Source organism: Leptothoe sp. PORK10 BA2, assembly GCF_034932105.1.
In the GTDB taxonomy this organism is placed as follows: Bacteria; Cyanobacteriota; Cyanobacteriia; order Phormidesmidales; family Phormidesmidaceae; genus Leptothoe.
Map to the genome: position 1 here is coordinate 1 of NZ_JAYGIG010000063.1, position 15,220 is coordinate 15,220.

At 48.8% G+C, this 15,220-nt stretch carries 18 protein-coding genes and 3 pseudogenes; 8 read left to right on the top strand and 13 right to left on the bottom strand.

The genetic code is table 11. The features are described 5' to 3' along the window. Window positions 1-156 precede the first annotated feature (156 nt). Window positions 157-598, top strand: a pseudogene (locus tag VB741_RS13110) (ISKra4 family transposase); the annotation flags it as partial. Between the two features lie 55 nt (window positions 599-653). Here VB741_RS13110 and VB741_RS13115 read toward each other — a convergent pair. The 8 genes from VB741_RS13115 to VB741_RS13150 all read right to left on the bottom strand — a co-directional run bounded on the left by VB741_RS13115 (window position 654) and on the right by VB741_RS13150 (window position 6,676). Further along, entirely contained in the window at window positions 654-1,358 is a 705-nt protein-coding gene (locus VB741_RS13115) for a cysteine hydrolase family protein (RefSeq protein ID WP_323365634.1), read from the bottom strand. Between the two features lie 74 nt (window positions 1,359-1,432). After that, complete coding sequence (locus tag VB741_RS13120; protein WP_323365635.1) at window positions 1,433-2,092, bottom strand: HupE/UreJ family protein; 660 nt, start codon at window positions 2,090-2,092, stop codon at window positions 1,433-1,435. A gap of 20 nt (window positions 2,093-2,112) precedes the next feature. Further along, entirely contained in the window at window positions 2,113-2,487 is a 375-nt protein-coding gene (locus tag VB741_RS13125; protein WP_323365636.1) for a nitrile hydratase accessory protein, read from the bottom strand. 144 nt (window positions 2,488-2,631) lie between these two features. Further along, entirely contained in the window at window positions 2,632-3,255 is a 624-nt protein-coding gene (gene nthA, locus VB741_RS13130) for a nitrile hydratase subunit alpha (protein ID WP_323365637.1), read from the bottom strand. A 24-nt stretch (window positions 3,256-3,279) separates the two neighbouring features. Continuing rightward, window positions 3,280-4,026: a nitrile hydratase subunit beta gene (nthB, locus tag VB741_RS13135; protein ID WP_323365638.1), complete on the bottom strand. Its 747-nt coding sequence runs from the start codon at window positions 4,024-4,026 to the stop codon at window positions 3,280-3,282. Window positions 4,027-4,090: 64 nt separating this feature from the next. After that, window positions 4,091-5,074 (bottom strand): CobW family GTP-binding protein, encoded by a 984-nt coding sequence (locus VB741_RS13140; protein ID WP_323365639.1) that lies wholly within the window; start codon window positions 5,072-5,074, stop codon window positions 4,091-4,093. A gap of 70 nt (window positions 5,075-5,144) precedes the next feature. Next, window positions 5,145-6,104: a formylglycine-generating enzyme family protein gene (locus VB741_RS13145; protein WP_323365640.1), complete on the bottom strand. Its 960-nt coding sequence runs from the start codon at window positions 6,102-6,104 to the stop codon at window positions 5,145-5,147. A 380-nt stretch (window positions 6,105-6,484) separates the two neighbouring features. Further along, window positions 6,485-6,676 carry a hypothetical protein gene (locus tag VB741_RS13150; protein ID WP_323365641.1) on the bottom strand — a complete coding sequence of 64 codons (192 nt, stop codon included), beginning with the start codon at window positions 6,674-6,676 and terminating at the stop codon, window positions 6,485-6,487. 124 nt (window positions 6,677-6,800) lie between these two features. On the opposite strand from VB741_RS13150, the gene VB741_RS13155 reads away from it, so the two are divergent. Continuing rightward, the gene (locus VB741_RS13155; RefSeq protein WP_323365642.1) at window positions 6,801-7,292 is read left to right on the top strand and encodes an Lrp/AsnC family transcriptional regulator; all 492 of its coding nucleotides are present in this window, start codon (window positions 6,801-6,803) and stop codon (window positions 7,290-7,292) included. A 186-nt stretch (window positions 7,293-7,478) separates the two neighbouring features. On the opposite strand, the gene VB741_RS13160 is transcribed toward VB741_RS13155, so the two are convergent. From VB741_RS13160 to VB741_RS13175, 4 genes are all read right to left on the bottom strand, one after another. Then, window positions 7,479-8,348, bottom strand: a complete 870-nt coding sequence (locus VB741_RS13160; protein WP_323365643.1) for an ABC transporter ATP-binding protein — start codon at window positions 8,346-8,348, stop codon at window positions 7,479-7,481. A 3-nt stretch (window positions 8,349-8,351) separates the two neighbouring features. Then, entirely contained in the window at window positions 8,352-9,161 is an 810-nt protein-coding gene (locus tag VB741_RS13165; RefSeq protein ID WP_323365644.1) for an ABC transporter permease, read from the bottom strand. A 4-nt stretch (window positions 9,162-9,165) separates the two neighbouring features. After that, window positions 9,166-10,218, bottom strand: a complete 1,053-nt coding sequence (locus VB741_RS13170) for an ABC transporter substrate-binding protein (protein WP_323365645.1) — start codon at window positions 10,216-10,218, stop codon at window positions 9,166-9,168. Between the two features lie 229 nt (window positions 10,219-10,447). Then, window positions 10,448-11,119: a cysteine hydrolase family protein gene (locus tag VB741_RS13175; protein ID WP_323365646.1), complete on the bottom strand. Its 672-nt coding sequence runs from the start codon at window positions 11,117-11,119 to the stop codon at window positions 10,448-10,450. Between the two features lie 360 nt (window positions 11,120-11,479). Here VB741_RS13175 and nthA (VB741_RS13180) point away from each other — a divergent pair, with 360 nt between their 5' ends. From nthA (VB741_RS13180) to VB741_RS13205, 6 genes and pseudogenes are all read left to right on the top strand, one after another. Next, window positions 11,480-12,100, top strand: a complete 621-nt coding sequence (gene nthA, locus VB741_RS13180; RefSeq protein WP_323365647.1) for a nitrile hydratase subunit alpha — start codon at window positions 11,480-11,482, stop codon at window positions 12,098-12,100. 11 nt (window positions 12,101-12,111) lie between these two features. After that, window positions 12,112-12,420: a hypothetical protein gene (locus VB741_RS13185; RefSeq protein WP_323365648.1), complete on the top strand. Its 309-nt coding sequence runs from the start codon at window positions 12,112-12,114 to the stop codon at window positions 12,418-12,420. 160 nt (window positions 12,421-12,580) lie between these two features. Continuing rightward, window positions 12,581-12,949, top strand: a complete 369-nt coding sequence (locus tag VB741_RS13190; RefSeq protein WP_323365649.1) for an SH3-like domain-containing protein — start codon at window positions 12,581-12,583, stop codon at window positions 12,947-12,949. Between the two features lie 121 nt (window positions 12,950-13,070). Beyond that, on the top strand, window positions 13,071-13,424 hold the full coding sequence (locus tag VB741_RS13195) for a nitrile hydratase accessory protein (protein WP_323365650.1): 354 nt from the start codon (window positions 13,071-13,073) through the stop codon (window positions 13,422-13,424). Between the two features lie 54 nt (window positions 13,425-13,478). Further along, entirely contained in the window at window positions 13,479-14,327 is an 849-nt protein-coding gene (locus tag VB741_RS13200) for a sugar phosphate isomerase/epimerase family protein (RefSeq protein WP_323365651.1), read from the top strand. Window positions 14,328-14,540: 213 nt separating this feature from the next. Continuing rightward, window positions 14,541-14,939, top strand: a pseudogene (locus tag VB741_RS13205) (IS4 family transposase); the annotation flags it as partial. Between the two features lie 42 nt (window positions 14,940-14,981). On the opposite strand, the pseudogene VB741_RS13210 reads toward VB741_RS13205, so the two are convergent. Beyond that, window positions 14,982-15,220 (bottom strand): annotated as a pseudogene (locus tag VB741_RS13210) (ISKra4-like element ISLesp1 family transposase); the annotation flags it as partial.

A 15,220-nucleotide genomic window follows, 5' to 3' on the forward strand; every position in this document is an offset into this window, starting at 1 on the left:
TCCCTGCTGTGAAGTTAGGAATTTTGGAGGCAGGGATATCTTGGTCGCAGTTATTTTCTATTCGATATGCTGTCTAGCCCACTGAAGCCAAGTGTTTCAAGGCACCCAGTCGACGGAACCAGTGCCGGATTTATTTAACATCTGCTCCTTTGCCTTGCCACTGCTAAACACCACTTAGCCGAGGTAACGATTGTGCTCAATTTCATCCATGTGATGGAATAAGTCTGGAAAGCCGCCTTTTGCTTTTGTCCAGGGGAGTGAGGCTGCCGAAATCTGGGTCCAAGAACGGGCCTCCACGCATCCTCGAAGGCAAAGCCAGTGATGTGGTGGTTGAAGTATCGACCCTACCTGCGGTATGACCAGTATTTAGAGCAGCGATATCCGATTGCCTCAGGGGTGATTGAAGGGTTGGCCAATGACCGTATGGCCGTTTACCGGGACTCGTTGGCGACTAGACCGGGCTGAGGCTGTCCCAAAAATTCGGACACTGCCCGCCAGTGATGGCTTCGATGAGTATTGGCAATTCTACAAACTACAGGAGTTCAAACCCAATCATGTCAGAAAATTTCAGGATCCTGAAAGATTGTTAGCAGCTTGATTTTTACACTAAAAGAGCCGTACCCTTGTCAACATCCCACACTCGCCCAGCCTACTCATACTTCACTAGCAGTTTTTTCAGCTCTCAGTTCTATCGCTTTTAACATTTGCTCAGACGTGGTCACCCAGCCAAAAATCATCTGGGTCATTTCCACCGTGATCCGATGAAACTCTGGCTTTAATGACGCACAACAATCCTCCAACAGCAGACATTCATAACCCAAATCATTCGCCGTTCGCAGGGTGGTATGTACACAACATTCCGTCGTCACCCCCGTCAGCAACAACTGCCGAATCCCCCGCTGCCGCAAAATCAAATCCAAATCCGTCGCCACAAAGGCTCCCTTTCCAGGCTTATCCAACACAATCTCCCCCGATACCGGCTGTAGCTCATCCACAAAATCATGACTCTTAGACCCACGGGTTAAAAAACGTCCCATGGCTCCCTCACTGCCAATGGCAGCATTCTGGTGCTTTGAGCGGGCTAACTTATGGGGTGGACAATCACTCAAATCGGATCGATGGCCCTCACGGGTATGGATAATCGTCACGGGGGTTTGTCGCAATCCCTTTAGCAATAGTTGTAATGGCCGGATCGGTTGCTGTGTTTGACCCACGTCAAATCCCAGGGAGTCAGCCCATCCCCCCGGCGTACAAAAGTCATTTTGCATATCGATTACCAACAAGGCCGTATGGACCAAGTCAAGGGTTAATGGATAGGGTTGAGCTGGAATGATAATTTGGGAGAATTGTTTTTTCATAAAAAAAAGCTCTGGCAAAACCAGAGCTTAGAAGCACGGAAAGAAAACTGTGTAAAGAAAAACTGTGTTGCAGGTTAGCTTAAAACCACCGCAGACAGAAATGCAGCACCGGCACCACAGGTCACCAGACCGGCATAGCGCAACCGTTGTCCTAACTGGCTAGGATCAATGCCCCGTTGAATAATCCAGAAAGCAGAGGCTGCGATCGCACCCTGCACCACCGTAAACCCAATCAAATAGGACAGCAGCGGCGTCATTGAAGCCCCCACAATCGCCTCACCATACGCATAGCCATGGAACAAACCTGCTAAGACTGCAAGTAGAGCCACTGCCGCTATATTAAAACGGTTTCCATAAACCGCCAATACCCCAAAAATCAACACCGACAAAGAGATAATAAATTCAGGGGCAGGCAAATCCAACGACATCAGGTGTAACCCTGTCCCCGCTAGGGCTGCCAACAAAAACGCAGCTGGAACTGCCCAGCCGGGCTTAAACCGGGTGGCCAAAACGCCCACCAACAGGGTAAAAACCAGGTGATCCGGACCGATGACCGGATGGCCCATCCCCGACAACAAACCTTGCACCCAATTATTGGGAGTAGCGCCACCAAAGGGATGGTGGGCCAGGGCAGGGGTGGCCAAAGCCATTACAGCCACAACCATCAAGACAATCGATACCCTAAGTTGGCGTAGCATTGGAGTCAAATCCTTCATTTTAGATCTCAAGTTCATGGCAGTCCATTTGGTTAACTTCAAATTGTTGTGTTGGCTGTCTCAGCCATAGCCTTGCAGTCCATCAGCTGAGACAATTGAGTCTCTAACTCACCCGGTTTCAGGACTCCCGAGGCAACAACCATCTTCTCCAGCGTCGTCAGCCAACATTGGTAATAGTCCCATTCCGGATCATCCAGCTCGTGGGTTGCTTCCCATTCAGCAATGGTTGTCATCAATGTTTGGCGAAAATCTTCCCATTCATAATGGCCCTGTTTTGAAAGGGCAATAGCCACGCCAAAGGCCATTTTCTGCCAATCCCGATCAAACTGTAAATGGCCATCCTTTCTGGGGGGGGCCTCTTCGGGAGACCCCATCAAACTGGTCGCTGCAAAATGTTCAAACTTCGTAAACATATCAAGGAACCTGAGGGAGATAAATACACTTTGGCTGTGTAAACATCGAGCAGTGAATGCAACGCCTAGGGCAAAAACCGAGCCTTAATCCCCTCCTAGGAGGGGCAAAGGGGTGGGTTGACCGTTAACGCTAGCTAAAGAGAACTAAACTGAAACCGTCGCCACACCCATCATGGCTTCAGGGGTTAATAACGCGGCTAACTCAGCCTCACTCATCCCTTCCGTACCGGCAGGACGCATGGGCAACACCCACCAGCGAATCTGGGCACTGCTATCCCATACCAGAACCTTGACAGACTCATCTAGCTCTACGCCAAATTCAGACAGGACGACACGAGGTTCTCGGACCACCCTGGCCCTAAAGGTAGGATCTTTGAACCAGTAGGGTGGCAACCCTAACGTGGGCCAAGGATAACAGGAACACAGGGTACAAACAATCACGTTATGCACCTCCGCCGTATTCTCCACGATCCGCATGTGTTCGCCCTCTGCTCCAGACATACCCTCAGGCAAGTCCATCGACTCACAGGCGGCATTACAATCGGTCAGCAACAGCTCTTTAAAGGCCGGGTCAACCCAGGCTTTTGCGACTATTTTGGCCCCATTAAAAGGCCCCATCTCAGTTTCGAAATATCCCAGAATGGTATCCACCGTATTCCCGGTGATCACTCCTTTTTCGATCAAAAGAGACTCTAGAGCCTTGACCTTAGCAGCGCTAAAGGTTTCTCGATCGGCACCGTATCTAAATCCTGGATAGTTAGTTGTCATAATATGCTCCCTCGACCACCTTGCTTAAACTGCTTCTATGTAAACTTCAAAAATGTCGTTGTAGTAAACCAAATTAGGCTCAGTCACCGACTTATCCCACAGGTCTTCTGGTTGAAAGGCCAGACTATAGACCGGCATGGGCACACCAATGCCATCTTCGGTTGCAAAGAAGTAGGTAAAAGCCCCTTCATACACCTTGACCACCGTGGCCACCCGGCCTTGCAAATTACCGGGCAAACGGCTGTGGGCACCGGGCGAGATAGTCTTAATTTTTACCTGTTCCCCTAGGCTAAATTTGGGTGGAGCCTCTAGGGGGCGCATGGGAGAATCTCCCTCTTTTAGGTATTTCACCACCTGGGTATCAATGGCCTTGTTGCCACCGGTGGGCAGGGGAGCCGCAGCGGCGACACTGTCTTCTAAGAACATGGCGGTGCGGGCATCTAACTCTTCCTCGGTGATGTAGCCTTCACTGATAAAAAAGCCGGAAATGCCCCCCAACCATTTCTCGTAATACCGCAACCGGAAATACTCAAAGGGATGCATGCCCTCGGCCCCTGCGCGCAGATGGCCCCAGGTCCAAAAACTCTTAAAGTTGGTGGGTACACTACCGATGTCGTAGTCGGGCACAGATTCGTCTAAATGGCTACTGAGGGCCATCATTGCCGTATGGATACCGAAAATTCGCTTTTCCCACGGTTCAACAAATACATCTATTACTGGGGTGATGTGGTCAAGTCCTTCGAGTCCCCCCAAGGCATGTTGTAGTTTCATAAGGTTACTTTGTTCTCAATAGGGTGAAACGTTGAAAAAGAGAGAGGATGTTTAACGCTGACTCCTATGGCGCATGGACATAGGTTTTGGCAAAACAGTCTGCAAATCCAGATCGTAGCTCTGCTTCATCCAGATTCCGGCCAATAAAGACCAGCTCATTTTGCCGGGTTTCTTCCGGTCGCCAGGGCTTACCGGGCCGACCATCTAGGGTCATGTGGACCCCCTGAAACACAAACCGCCGCTCGGCCTGATCCACATTCAAAATACCTTTCATGCGAAACAGATCGGCTCCTTGGGCTTGCACCAGACGGTAGAGCCAACGGTTGAACTGATCAATGTCGATGGGATCAGTGTTCTTAATGGCCACGGACCCAATGGAGTTGTCATGGTCGTGGGATTCTTCTTCTAAGAAGGCGGGATCAATACTGAGGGCATTTTTGAGGTCAAAGGCCTGTACTCCTAGGACAAGATTCAGGTCAATGGCACAGTTTTGGGTGTGGTGGATTTTTGCGATCGCATTCATCCCCCTCACCTTTTGCATTAAAGCAGTCAAAGTCTCAGCTGAGACCAGGTCTGTCTTATTCAGCAAAATCACATCGGCAAAGGCAACTTGCTCCTGGACTTCACAACTGTCCCAGTGGTCCCAAATGTGCTTAGCATCAACGACAGTCACCACCGCATCCAGCTGGGTTTGTCGCAGCATCACCTCATCCACAAAGAAGGACTGAATAACGGGAGCCGGGTCGGCCAACCCCGTGGTTTCAATCACTAAATGATCAAACCGATCTCGCCGGGCCATCAAATCATTGATAATCCGAATCAGGTCTCCCCGCACGGTGCAACAAATGCACCCATTGTTCATCTCAAAAATTTCCTCATCAGCATTCAGCACCAGCTGATGATCAATGCCAACTTCCCCAAATTCGTTAACAATGACCGCCACCCGTTGGTTGTGCTCTTCCGTCAGGATGCGATTCAATAATGTAGTTTTACCAGCCCCTAAATAGCCTGTTAACACGGTGACGGGGACTTTTTGAATCAATGCCATGGGTTGAATTTTGCCTATGTTCGCTTAAAAAACTGAACGTGAACTAGAAGATTCTGGTGATGGCCGTCATCTATACCATTGTCATCACGCGAAATCCAATGGTGCGATTCAGCGCTGTCTCGGCATACCCAGAACGGCTCGCGGAACGGAGTTTTTCCGGTGCATCCAGCCAACCACCGCCGCGAATGACCCGTAGCTGGGAACCTGCCACTGCAACAGCCCTGCGAGCCCGACCATCGGCAAAGGCCCCGCGATGGTTCCGGTGCCAACCGTCAGCGCACCATTCCCACACATTGCCGTGCATATCATGCAGCCCAAACCCATTGGCCGAGAAACTACCCACGGGAACCGTAGAATGTCGATACTCTCCAGGTGTTTCAGCCTTATAGGTAGCGCTGGCTCGATAATCGGCTAATTGGGCAACAATGGTCTCCCCCGTACTAAAGGGGGTTGTTGTGCCAGCCCGGCAGGCATATTCCCACTGGGCTTCGCTGGGAAGCTGATATGGGCGGCCAGTATGTTGACTTAGACGTTGACAAAATTCGGTCGCATCCAACCAGGAAACACTCTCCACCGGGCGGTTACTGCCCTGAAAGTGGGAGGGAGCCAGATGCAATTCTCGACTTACCTTGGGTAAAGCAACTACAGCTGCCCACTGGGCCTGGGTAATGGGATATTTACTCAGAAAAAATGAAGACAGGTTTACCTGCTGCCGAGGCAGTTCTTCCCCTTTAGCCTGGGGCTCAGACCTCGGTGCCCCCATCAAAAATTTACCAGGGGTGATTTGTACCATATCGAGTCGATCAACACTGTTGATTGACTCAGGGAAATAATTTGCCGTATGACTTTTAGGCTGTTGCAGATGTCCCGCCCGATCGACGGTCGTCACCTGAAATTCAAAGGACGTTAGCCCTAAATCTCGCTGCTCACCGGACTCACCCAGGATCGAAGCAATGGCACCGCTCTGGGCCGCCGCCACAAGACTTAAACCGCCTAAGCCTGTATATTGAAAAAATCTTCGTCGTTTCATCACCCTATTCAGTCCTCAATGTGTGCGGGCCTTAAGAAATACTCTTCAGAAAATCGCAAGCAACTATGTCCGCAAACACTCAAACAGCAAATTCAAGGCTAAATGTTTGCCGAGCCCTAAGGGATTGATCTACTACTTACTCAATCAGTAAATTAGAAAAGACCAGCTGTTGTTGTATACTTGGCTACAACCATTCACCAATGTCACAAAACCATATATTTTGGCCTCTTACAAAAATTATTAGGTGTTGTGGCTATAGGCCTTGTCGTTTTGTTGCCCGCCTCACGCTAGGTTCAGCTCATAGTTGTAGAGTGCCACTATCAAGATATCTCACTCCACTGCAGATATTTGTGCCGATGTTTCTCTTTAAAGTGCCTTTTTCAATCGATAGATGATTCCCCTCCAACTCCGGTGGATCGGCACACGGGCACGCCGGTAATCTCGCCGACAAACTCGCAGAGCCCCTTCAGTTGATCCGTTTGTACCCCCGCCGAGACCTTCAGGTGCATGGCCAAAGCCACGGCAACTTTTTCCAGGGCTAGTAATCCAGCAAGTTCACCTAGCCCATTCACATCGGTATTAAATCTATGTATTAAATCGTTTGAAATCTGAGCTTAAAACCTGATCAGCTTCAGGCTCACAGTCTCCCTAGTTTGACGGTATATTAGAAACAGTAGAGATATTAATTATTCATAAATGATAGCCAATAATGATTTATTACCTCAGACAATCGATGGATATGAGATCGATCAGTTAGATCTAAATATTATTAAATTTTTGCAACAAAACGGACGTATAGCCTACAGTGACATTGCCCGTTCCATTGATGCCCCGGAGGCGACTATTCGATACCGGGTTAAACGCCTAATCGACGAAAAAATTATTTCCATCAGCGCCTTTATTAATACAGGCAAGATTAAATACGAAAATGTTGCCTACATTGAACTAGAAGTAACTCCTACTTTTTTAGAAGCCAACATTAGTGACCTGATTGCCATGGAAAATATCAGCTACGTAGCATCGGTAACTGGGGAGTTTGACCTAATGTTGGAATATATTTATCGAGATAACGATGACTTACTGAATTTCATTAACTCCTTGAAAAGTAATCCAAGTGTTAAGCGATTAAATTCAAGGACTATTTTAAAAATCCACAAGGCTCAGTATCCAGCTAGAATTCAACCGTAAGAACCCTCTCAAGGATCGGCATGAAAATAAAACACCCACTGTGAAATATTAACGGTGATGACTGTTCCCCTTGCGTTGGCGAAACCTGTCCAGAGAGTTAGGGAGACTTCCCGGGGGCATTGAAGCTGTTTGCTCCGAAAGGTCATCCACTTCAACTCAAACTCACCAAACTCTAGAAAAAATCATTCAAGGCATCTTGACCGTCTTCTCCATCGCATCAAACGATGCCCCTTTCAATAACGTTTCCTGAGCATTAACATCTGTCTCTATCACCCCCTCCAAATGACGTTGGAGGCCAAGAAAATCAGCATCATACCGATCCCGGAACCTAGCATCAGCAATATTCACCGTTTCAATGATTTTCCCAGGTCGATCCCCAATCACAATCAGTTTTTGCCCTAGTAAGATTGCCTCCTCTACATTATGGGTAACCAATACCATAGTGGTCGCCGTATCTTCCCAAATGGAAAACAGAAACTTTTGCAACCTGCGCCGTAGTTGAATGTCTAGGGCCGAAAACGGTTCATCCAGCAACAACACATCCGGCTGTACCGCAATGGAGCGAGCAATGGACACCCGCTGCTTCATGCCACCTGACAATTGATGGGGATAGGATTTGCGGGCATTAAACAGACCTACCTGTTCCAGAATATCCTTAACTTTGGTAACATACTGGGCTGGTTTCTTACCCTTTACCTTAAAACCAAAGCCAATATTTTGCTCGACGGTCAACCAGGGATAAAGGGTATTTTCCTGAAAGACCATGCCAATTTTAGGAGTAATTCCCTTGAGGGGCACCCCATGGAAAAGCACCTGGCCGGTGCTGGGTTGAATAAACCCGCCCAACAGTTTAAGCAATGTGGATTTTCCACCGCCAGATTGACCCAAAATAGTGACAAAATCACCTTGGCTTACTTCTAGATTGACCTGGTCCAAAACCACCGAAGCTTGGTTGCAAGTGGATGAAAACTGTTTCATCACATCCTGACAGGCCAGGATGGATGACGTGGAGGGGAGGGGAGAGGTGCGATCGCAATTTTCCATACCCTTATCCATACCCTATACCTGCCACCAGAAAAATTTTCGCTGGATCAACAGCAGCAACCGATCCACAGCAAATCCAGTAATTCCAATGATACAAATCCCTAACAGGATCAGATCACTGTTAAACAAATTGCGCCCGGTCATCACCACCGTACCCAACCCATCCCGCAGCCCGGTCATTTCTGCTGCCAACACCGCCATCCAGGCCGCAATAAAATTCAGTCGTAATAACGTAAATACTCCTGGCAACACCGCAGGCACAATCACCCATCGCCAACGATTAAAACTGCCACCCCCCAAATTTTGCGCCGTCATCAACAGATTTTCAGGGATACGCTTAATTTCGGCCACCGTAGCAATGGTCAGGGTAAAGAACACCCCCATAAATACAATAAAGATAGCCGTTAAATTACTCACCCCAAACACCACCAGCGCCAAAGGCACCCAAGCAATCGGCGCGATCGGCGCAATCAGTCCCAAAATCGGCAAGATAAACAGCTCCGACCACCTGGAGAGACTAATTAACAAACCACAAAAAATAGATCCAATAAATGCAATGGTGATGCCCAGCAAAACACGGATCATCGTCACCGCCACCGACTGGTAAATCGAAGCCGCCTGGGACCCCAACCCAATCTTAAAATCACTCTCAAACAAAACCGGCAAAAACTGAGATGGGGGCGGCAACACCTGGGTGATCGGATTCTCTGGATTGCTACCCGCACCTTCCCACAGACCAATTAAAACAGCGCAGGATAATAGACCACACCCAATCGAAAGCAACGATTGTTGCCAAGCTTGGGGCTCCTGCATACTGTTTTTCATGGGCCTACTCGAGTGATTTAACCAAAGTCGTATCAAAAATGTCCTTTGCCGGCACATCGGATTCGATGTACTTCAGCTCCACCATTTTATCGACCACGGCTTGCACCGCCTCTAAATCAGGGGTAAATGTAATTGGCGAAGGCTGAGTCTCAAAGGCGGTTAACAACACCTCATCGTCAACCCGATAATAATTTCCCCCCTTCAACAATTCAATCGCCTTGGCCGGGTCAGTATTGATAATCTCAGCAGAGCACTGCATCCCTTTAATATAAGCTTCCACCACCTCTGGACGATCACTGAGGGTTTTGTCCAATACGCTAACTACCGTATTCGGAGTGGTGGGGGACCAAACCTCAGCATTGTCCGTTAATACCGTCGCTTCACCGCTGGCAACAAACTGAGTGGTATAGGGCTTGATGTGGCTGAGAATATCCACCTGACCGCCACGGAAGGCCTCCACCATGGCCAACAAATCATCAAAGTAGACCATCTCAAAGGCATCAGGTGAGGTTCCCGCCGCCTCAAAGGCATCCACCAAAATCAGCTCCAGGGTATCCCCCCGCAGAGTGGCAATCTTTAACTTTTTATCGGGGTTCTCTGAGACAAAGGTGACCAAATCCGCAATGGATTCCACCCCATACTCATTGTTGATAATCACCTGCATGACGCCCCAACCGCCTGCTGCTGCCACAGTTTTGATGGGGACACCACTGTTGGCCGCAAAAAATGGCAAGGTAAAGGGATTGGTACTGAAGTCAATGCTTCCTCCAGCCAAGGCCGCATTGTTATCCCCAGGGTTGGTAAAAGCAACGGTTTCAACCGCCAACCCGTTTTCTTCAAAACAACCTGACTCCACACCCACAAACAGAGGAGCCATGTCTAACGCCACCAGGTGGCCCGCTTTGACAGGAATTAACTCTGCTGCCGCATCAGCGGCTGGAGCCTCCGCCACCTCATCCGATGCTTCTGGCGCCGTAGATGAGGCACAGGATACCCACAGGAGGCTACCTGCGGAGAGGGCCAATATCCGCCCTAACAAGATAGAAGTGGAGTTCATAACCATTTACCTCAGCCCCCAACGCTGATCTTTAAACTCAAAACGAAAACGCTTACCGCTGACATACCATGAGGTTAGATGACTCAATCAGTATTTTTTGTAGCCGATGAAACAATCTCAGCAGAAATACAGATATTAAAGTTGCTCAATTCGCAAAAAAAGAACCATGAACTACGAATTGATTAATTTTTGCTTCCTTTTTATGGATTTTTGATGCATGCCACACTCTTCAAACTAGTGCTGTCTCCAAGAGTGCAGAAGAGTGGGCCACCCAACCCAGAACGCCCCCCTCCGATTGAAGGATATGCACCGTGGCATCATGATCCCTGGCATCGAAAGCCGCGCAGCAATCCTCCAGCAGCAAACAGTAGTATCCCAAATCATTGGCATGGCGATAGGTAGCTAAAACGCAACATTGGGTTGTCACGCCGACGATCAAAAGGTGGGTAATGTGATCAGCTTGTAATAGTTGATCGAGGGAGGTATTTACAAAACAAGAGTGGGCGGGTTTATCCAGCTGTTTGTCCCCAGGCAGTGGTTGTAACTCATCAATAATCGCCACCCCCGGTTCCCCCTGCACGAGAAATCGCCCCATTTTACCGGTCTGGCCAATGGGGGACCCAGCATTGGCATAGCGTGTTTTTTTACTGGGCGATAGATCCGATAGGTCCGGCCTATGGCTTTCGCGGGTAAAAATCACCTTGATACCGGTTTGCCTCGCCCAGCCCACTAAGGATTGAACCGCCGGTATAATGGCGCGAACGGCTGTTATATCAAGGCCTAACGCACTGCCATTAAACCCATCGGGGTGGCAAAAGTCATTTTGCATATCAATCACCAGTAGGGCTGTTTGCTCAAGGGGCAGCTCGAATGGATGGGTATAGGTTTTGACTACAACCATAGATACCTCATAGGGATGTCTCCAATGTCATAGGTGATACTGTTAACTTTTTTATGGCAAAACTTTATGGCAAAACTGTTTTTAAAAACAGCTCTTGAGATTTAATCTAATCCTGATAGAATCGTTTGCAAGTCGGCCATAAACTTAAGCTGGAAATTGGAGCTGAAAATTCTGATTGAGTCAGGAATTCAGAATCTAGACCCTTGCTGAACTCTAACTCCTGACAATTAAATTCTAAGCTGGAAAACATTTCACGTTAAGTGGGTAGCTGTTTAAGTCTATGTCATTTGAATATCGTCTAAATAAATTTATCGGGGTTTAGTCACCCTCTAACAATTTTGCCGTAATGGGATTAAAGCCATGACATCTCATCACCATCGCCCTGAATCTGACATTGCCTTGCGAGTCAAAGCGATTGAATCACTGTTGGTAGAGAAAGGGATTGTTGAACCGGCGGCCCTTGATACCATTATTGACACCTATGAACATAAGGTAGGTCCCCACATCGGGGCTCAGATTGTTGCTAAAGCATGGGTTGATCCTGGGTTTAAACAACGACTCTTAGCTGATAGCACGAGTGCTATTTCGGAACTGGGGCTCACTGGATTTTCCAGTGAACATATGGTGGTGGTGGAAAACACCCCTGACGTACACAACCTGATTGTCTGTACCCTCTGTTCCTGTTATCCCTGGGCGATTTTAGGTCTCCCCCCCACCTGGTACAAATCATTTGCCTACCGCTCCCGTGCCGTGATTGAACCTCGCCAGGTTTTGCAGGAATTTGGTTTGGATATTCCTGAACAGGTTGAAGTCCGGGTGTGGGACAGCAATGCGGATCTGCGCTATCTTGTTCTGCCAGAACGACCGGCTGGGACAGAGGATCTATCCGAAGCGGATCTGGCCGCCCTGGTCACCCGCAACGCCATGATTGGCACAGCCAAGGTTCAACCGTCCATTGTCTCCCCCTCTGTTGTTGCTTAGGAGCTATCGCCATGAATGGTCCCCACGATCTCGGTGGTATGCACGGCATGGGACCGATTCCCATAGAAGAGAACGAACCCGTTTTTCATAGCGAATGGGAAGCCAAGGTATTTGCCATGAGCTTTGCCACCTTTATTAACTATTTTCCCGTCGATGAAACTCGCCATGCGTCCGAACAAATGCCCCCCGGTGACTATTTAAGTTCCAGTTATTATGAGCGCTGGCTCTATGCCCTAGAGTTGTTACTCACCAAGCATAATTTGGTTACCCCAGCCGAGATCGAAGCCAGAATGACTGAACTGGCCCAGGCAGATCCCTAAATGAGACAAAGTCCTAACTTAAAATTCTGAATTGGCACCATTCCATATCGCAGGGTGGGTACAAGTCACCACCCCTACAAAAATATCCGTTCTAAATCGAGTTTGCTGAACTCAGATTTATACTACATCTGTTCCCTTTTCTCCCTGCTCCCTTTTCCCCATGACCATCGAAACCCCCAACCAATGCATGACGGCCCAAGCCGCCAGAACCCTTCTAGACGAGGGTCTAAGTTGTCAGGCAGAAAGTGATTTACCTGCTCAGTTCCAGGTGGGCGATCAAGTTAAGGCCAAGGTCATGCACCCCAAGGCCTATACTCGCTTACCTCGCTACATTCGAGGCAAGGTAGGAGAAATTGTCAAAGATCATGGGGTTTATGTATTTCCAGACACTATGGGACAACGACTATCGTCAAAGCCTCAACATGTCTACAGTGTGCGGTTTGCTGCTCAGGAACTGTGGGGACAGGAGGCCTCCCCCAAGGACTCCCTCTATATCGATCTCTTTGATGACCATCTAGAATTCCCTTAGAGTTTGTTAATGATTACCTTCATGGATTCTCTAACCCTCCTCCTTTTCTGATGCATTGCGCATGCCCGGAGGGCTTTAGGGGGATTGAGGGGAATCAATAGTCCTTAGACCCTACAAACTGATGTCTCTACCTCAAAACAGTAACTCTCCCCTATCTGACCTTGCTCAAAACAATAGTGAACCTGTCTTTCAGGCTCCCTGGGAGGCTAGGGTTTTCGCCATGGTCCATCAACTAGCCAACGCCCAGAAATATAGTTGGTCGGAATGGACTGAGCATTTTGCAGAGGAAATCTCCCTCGCTGAGCAAGCATCCACCGATATGAGTTCCTATTATGAACGTTGGGTGCGGACCTGCGAAAAGCTCTTAATCACTAAGGGTATTCTGCATCCACTGGCGATTGATCAGCGCATGGAAGAACTCTTGCGAGAGCATGAGACAGCTGGGACTCATGGCCATAACGATCGCCCTGCATAGTCCTGCCAACACCCATCTCCTATTCCCCCCGAGGTTATTTTGGAACTTCTAGTTTTGCGTTCATGGTTGACCGGCCCAGCCGATCTAGAATCCCTCGTCCAGCAAACTGTGGATGACGGCTTTGACGGTATTGAGGGACCGATTCCCCAAGATATTCAACAAAGACAGCTCCTGCGCCGTCTTCTGCAGGATCATGGGCTGGTTTTTATTGCGGAGGCGACCACGGGGATCGACCCAGATAACACTAAGGATTGGTGGATTCCTGAACCCACCCGTAGTACTGGCGAGCATCTGGATGATTTGAAGTGGGCGGTGGACCACGCTAACGAGATCGGGGCCATGTTTGTCTCTACCATGTGTGGCTATGATGCTTGGTCCTGGCAGCAAAATGTGGACTTTTTTGGTCGCGCCTTGGAGTTAGAGCAAACATCCGGTATCACCATTAGCTTTGAAACCCACCGTAGCCGCTCACTTTATAATCCCTGGACTACCCGTGATTTGCTTAACCAGTTTCCCGCCATGAAGATCACCTGTGATTTTAGCCATTGGTGTGTGGTCTGTGAGCGCTTGCTCGACACAGAGTGGCCAATTTTAGAGCTGTGTGCCGAACGGGCCCACCATGTTCAATGTCGAGTGGGCTATGCTCAACATGCTCAGGTGGCAGACCCCCGTGCCCCGGAATCCCAGGAGGCATTGGAGGCCCACGAGCGTTGGTGGAGCCTGATTTGGCAGCAACAACAGCAAAGGGGCATGGCCAAAACCACGATGATGCCAGAGTTTCTCTACGACGGCTACATGCACACCTTGCCCTATACGGGGAAGCCGGTGGCGGATGTATGGGAAATCACTTGCTGGATGGCTGATCGACAGCGACAACGGTTTTCTAAGCAAGGGTACTGTTGAAGCCTACATTCCGCACTTCCAACTGGCACATTGAGTATTTAAATGAAGCAACAGGGATCACAGCCATTTTCTCTGACAAAATTATCAATAATTAGCCTTAATTGAGAATTGATGCCTTGTAGTTTGTTTGAACTATAAGGCGATGAAACCCTTGTCCGAAAAAGGTTCGATCGTTAATACCTGAGTGTGACACTTCAAAGGGCGGAATGTGGGTTTGAAGTCTATGGTCAGCGATTTGGCGGCATCGAACCGCATTTTAAGGATTATAAGTCAGCCGCTTTTGAGTTGATCCATTCCCATTTGCGGGATGCTCAAGCCCTCAATTGTCTATTGATGTTACTGGCAGCGGCGATGCTAATTTCCATATCTATTGCGATTGTTGTTGTCGCTGAAGGTCGGCGTACAATGCTCGACTGGCATAGTCAACGTGGCTTGAGTTTTCTGCAATTAGGCTTGCGAGAAATTAAACGCCTATGTTATCAACATCTCCCCATTCCCCGCTTAGCCAGTTTACTGCCCAACAATCCGCTACCTGCTGCTGCTTCCCTCAAAAAACGAGCACTGTTAGAGACCAGAATTGAGTTCTCAAAGGTTACTGTCTTCTCAACTTGAGACTTCAATGAGACTCAAAAAGTTTTCCGCACCACTAAGCGTCTCCAGATATGGACTGTGTTTGACACGGGCAGGAACCGAACGGGTTTGAGCCTGTTGACGCGAGAGCCACAACTCCCCCAGGATGCTGACTAGCCGCCTTTCTCGCTCGCCCGTTTCTGGGCAACTTGTTTGGATAAAAAATTTCCTAACCCCGGGGAGACATGGGCTTGAAGCTGAGCACGAACGGTTTGCTCAATGTCTGCCAGGCTATTCATCGGCAACCCCTGGGCTTGAGCGTC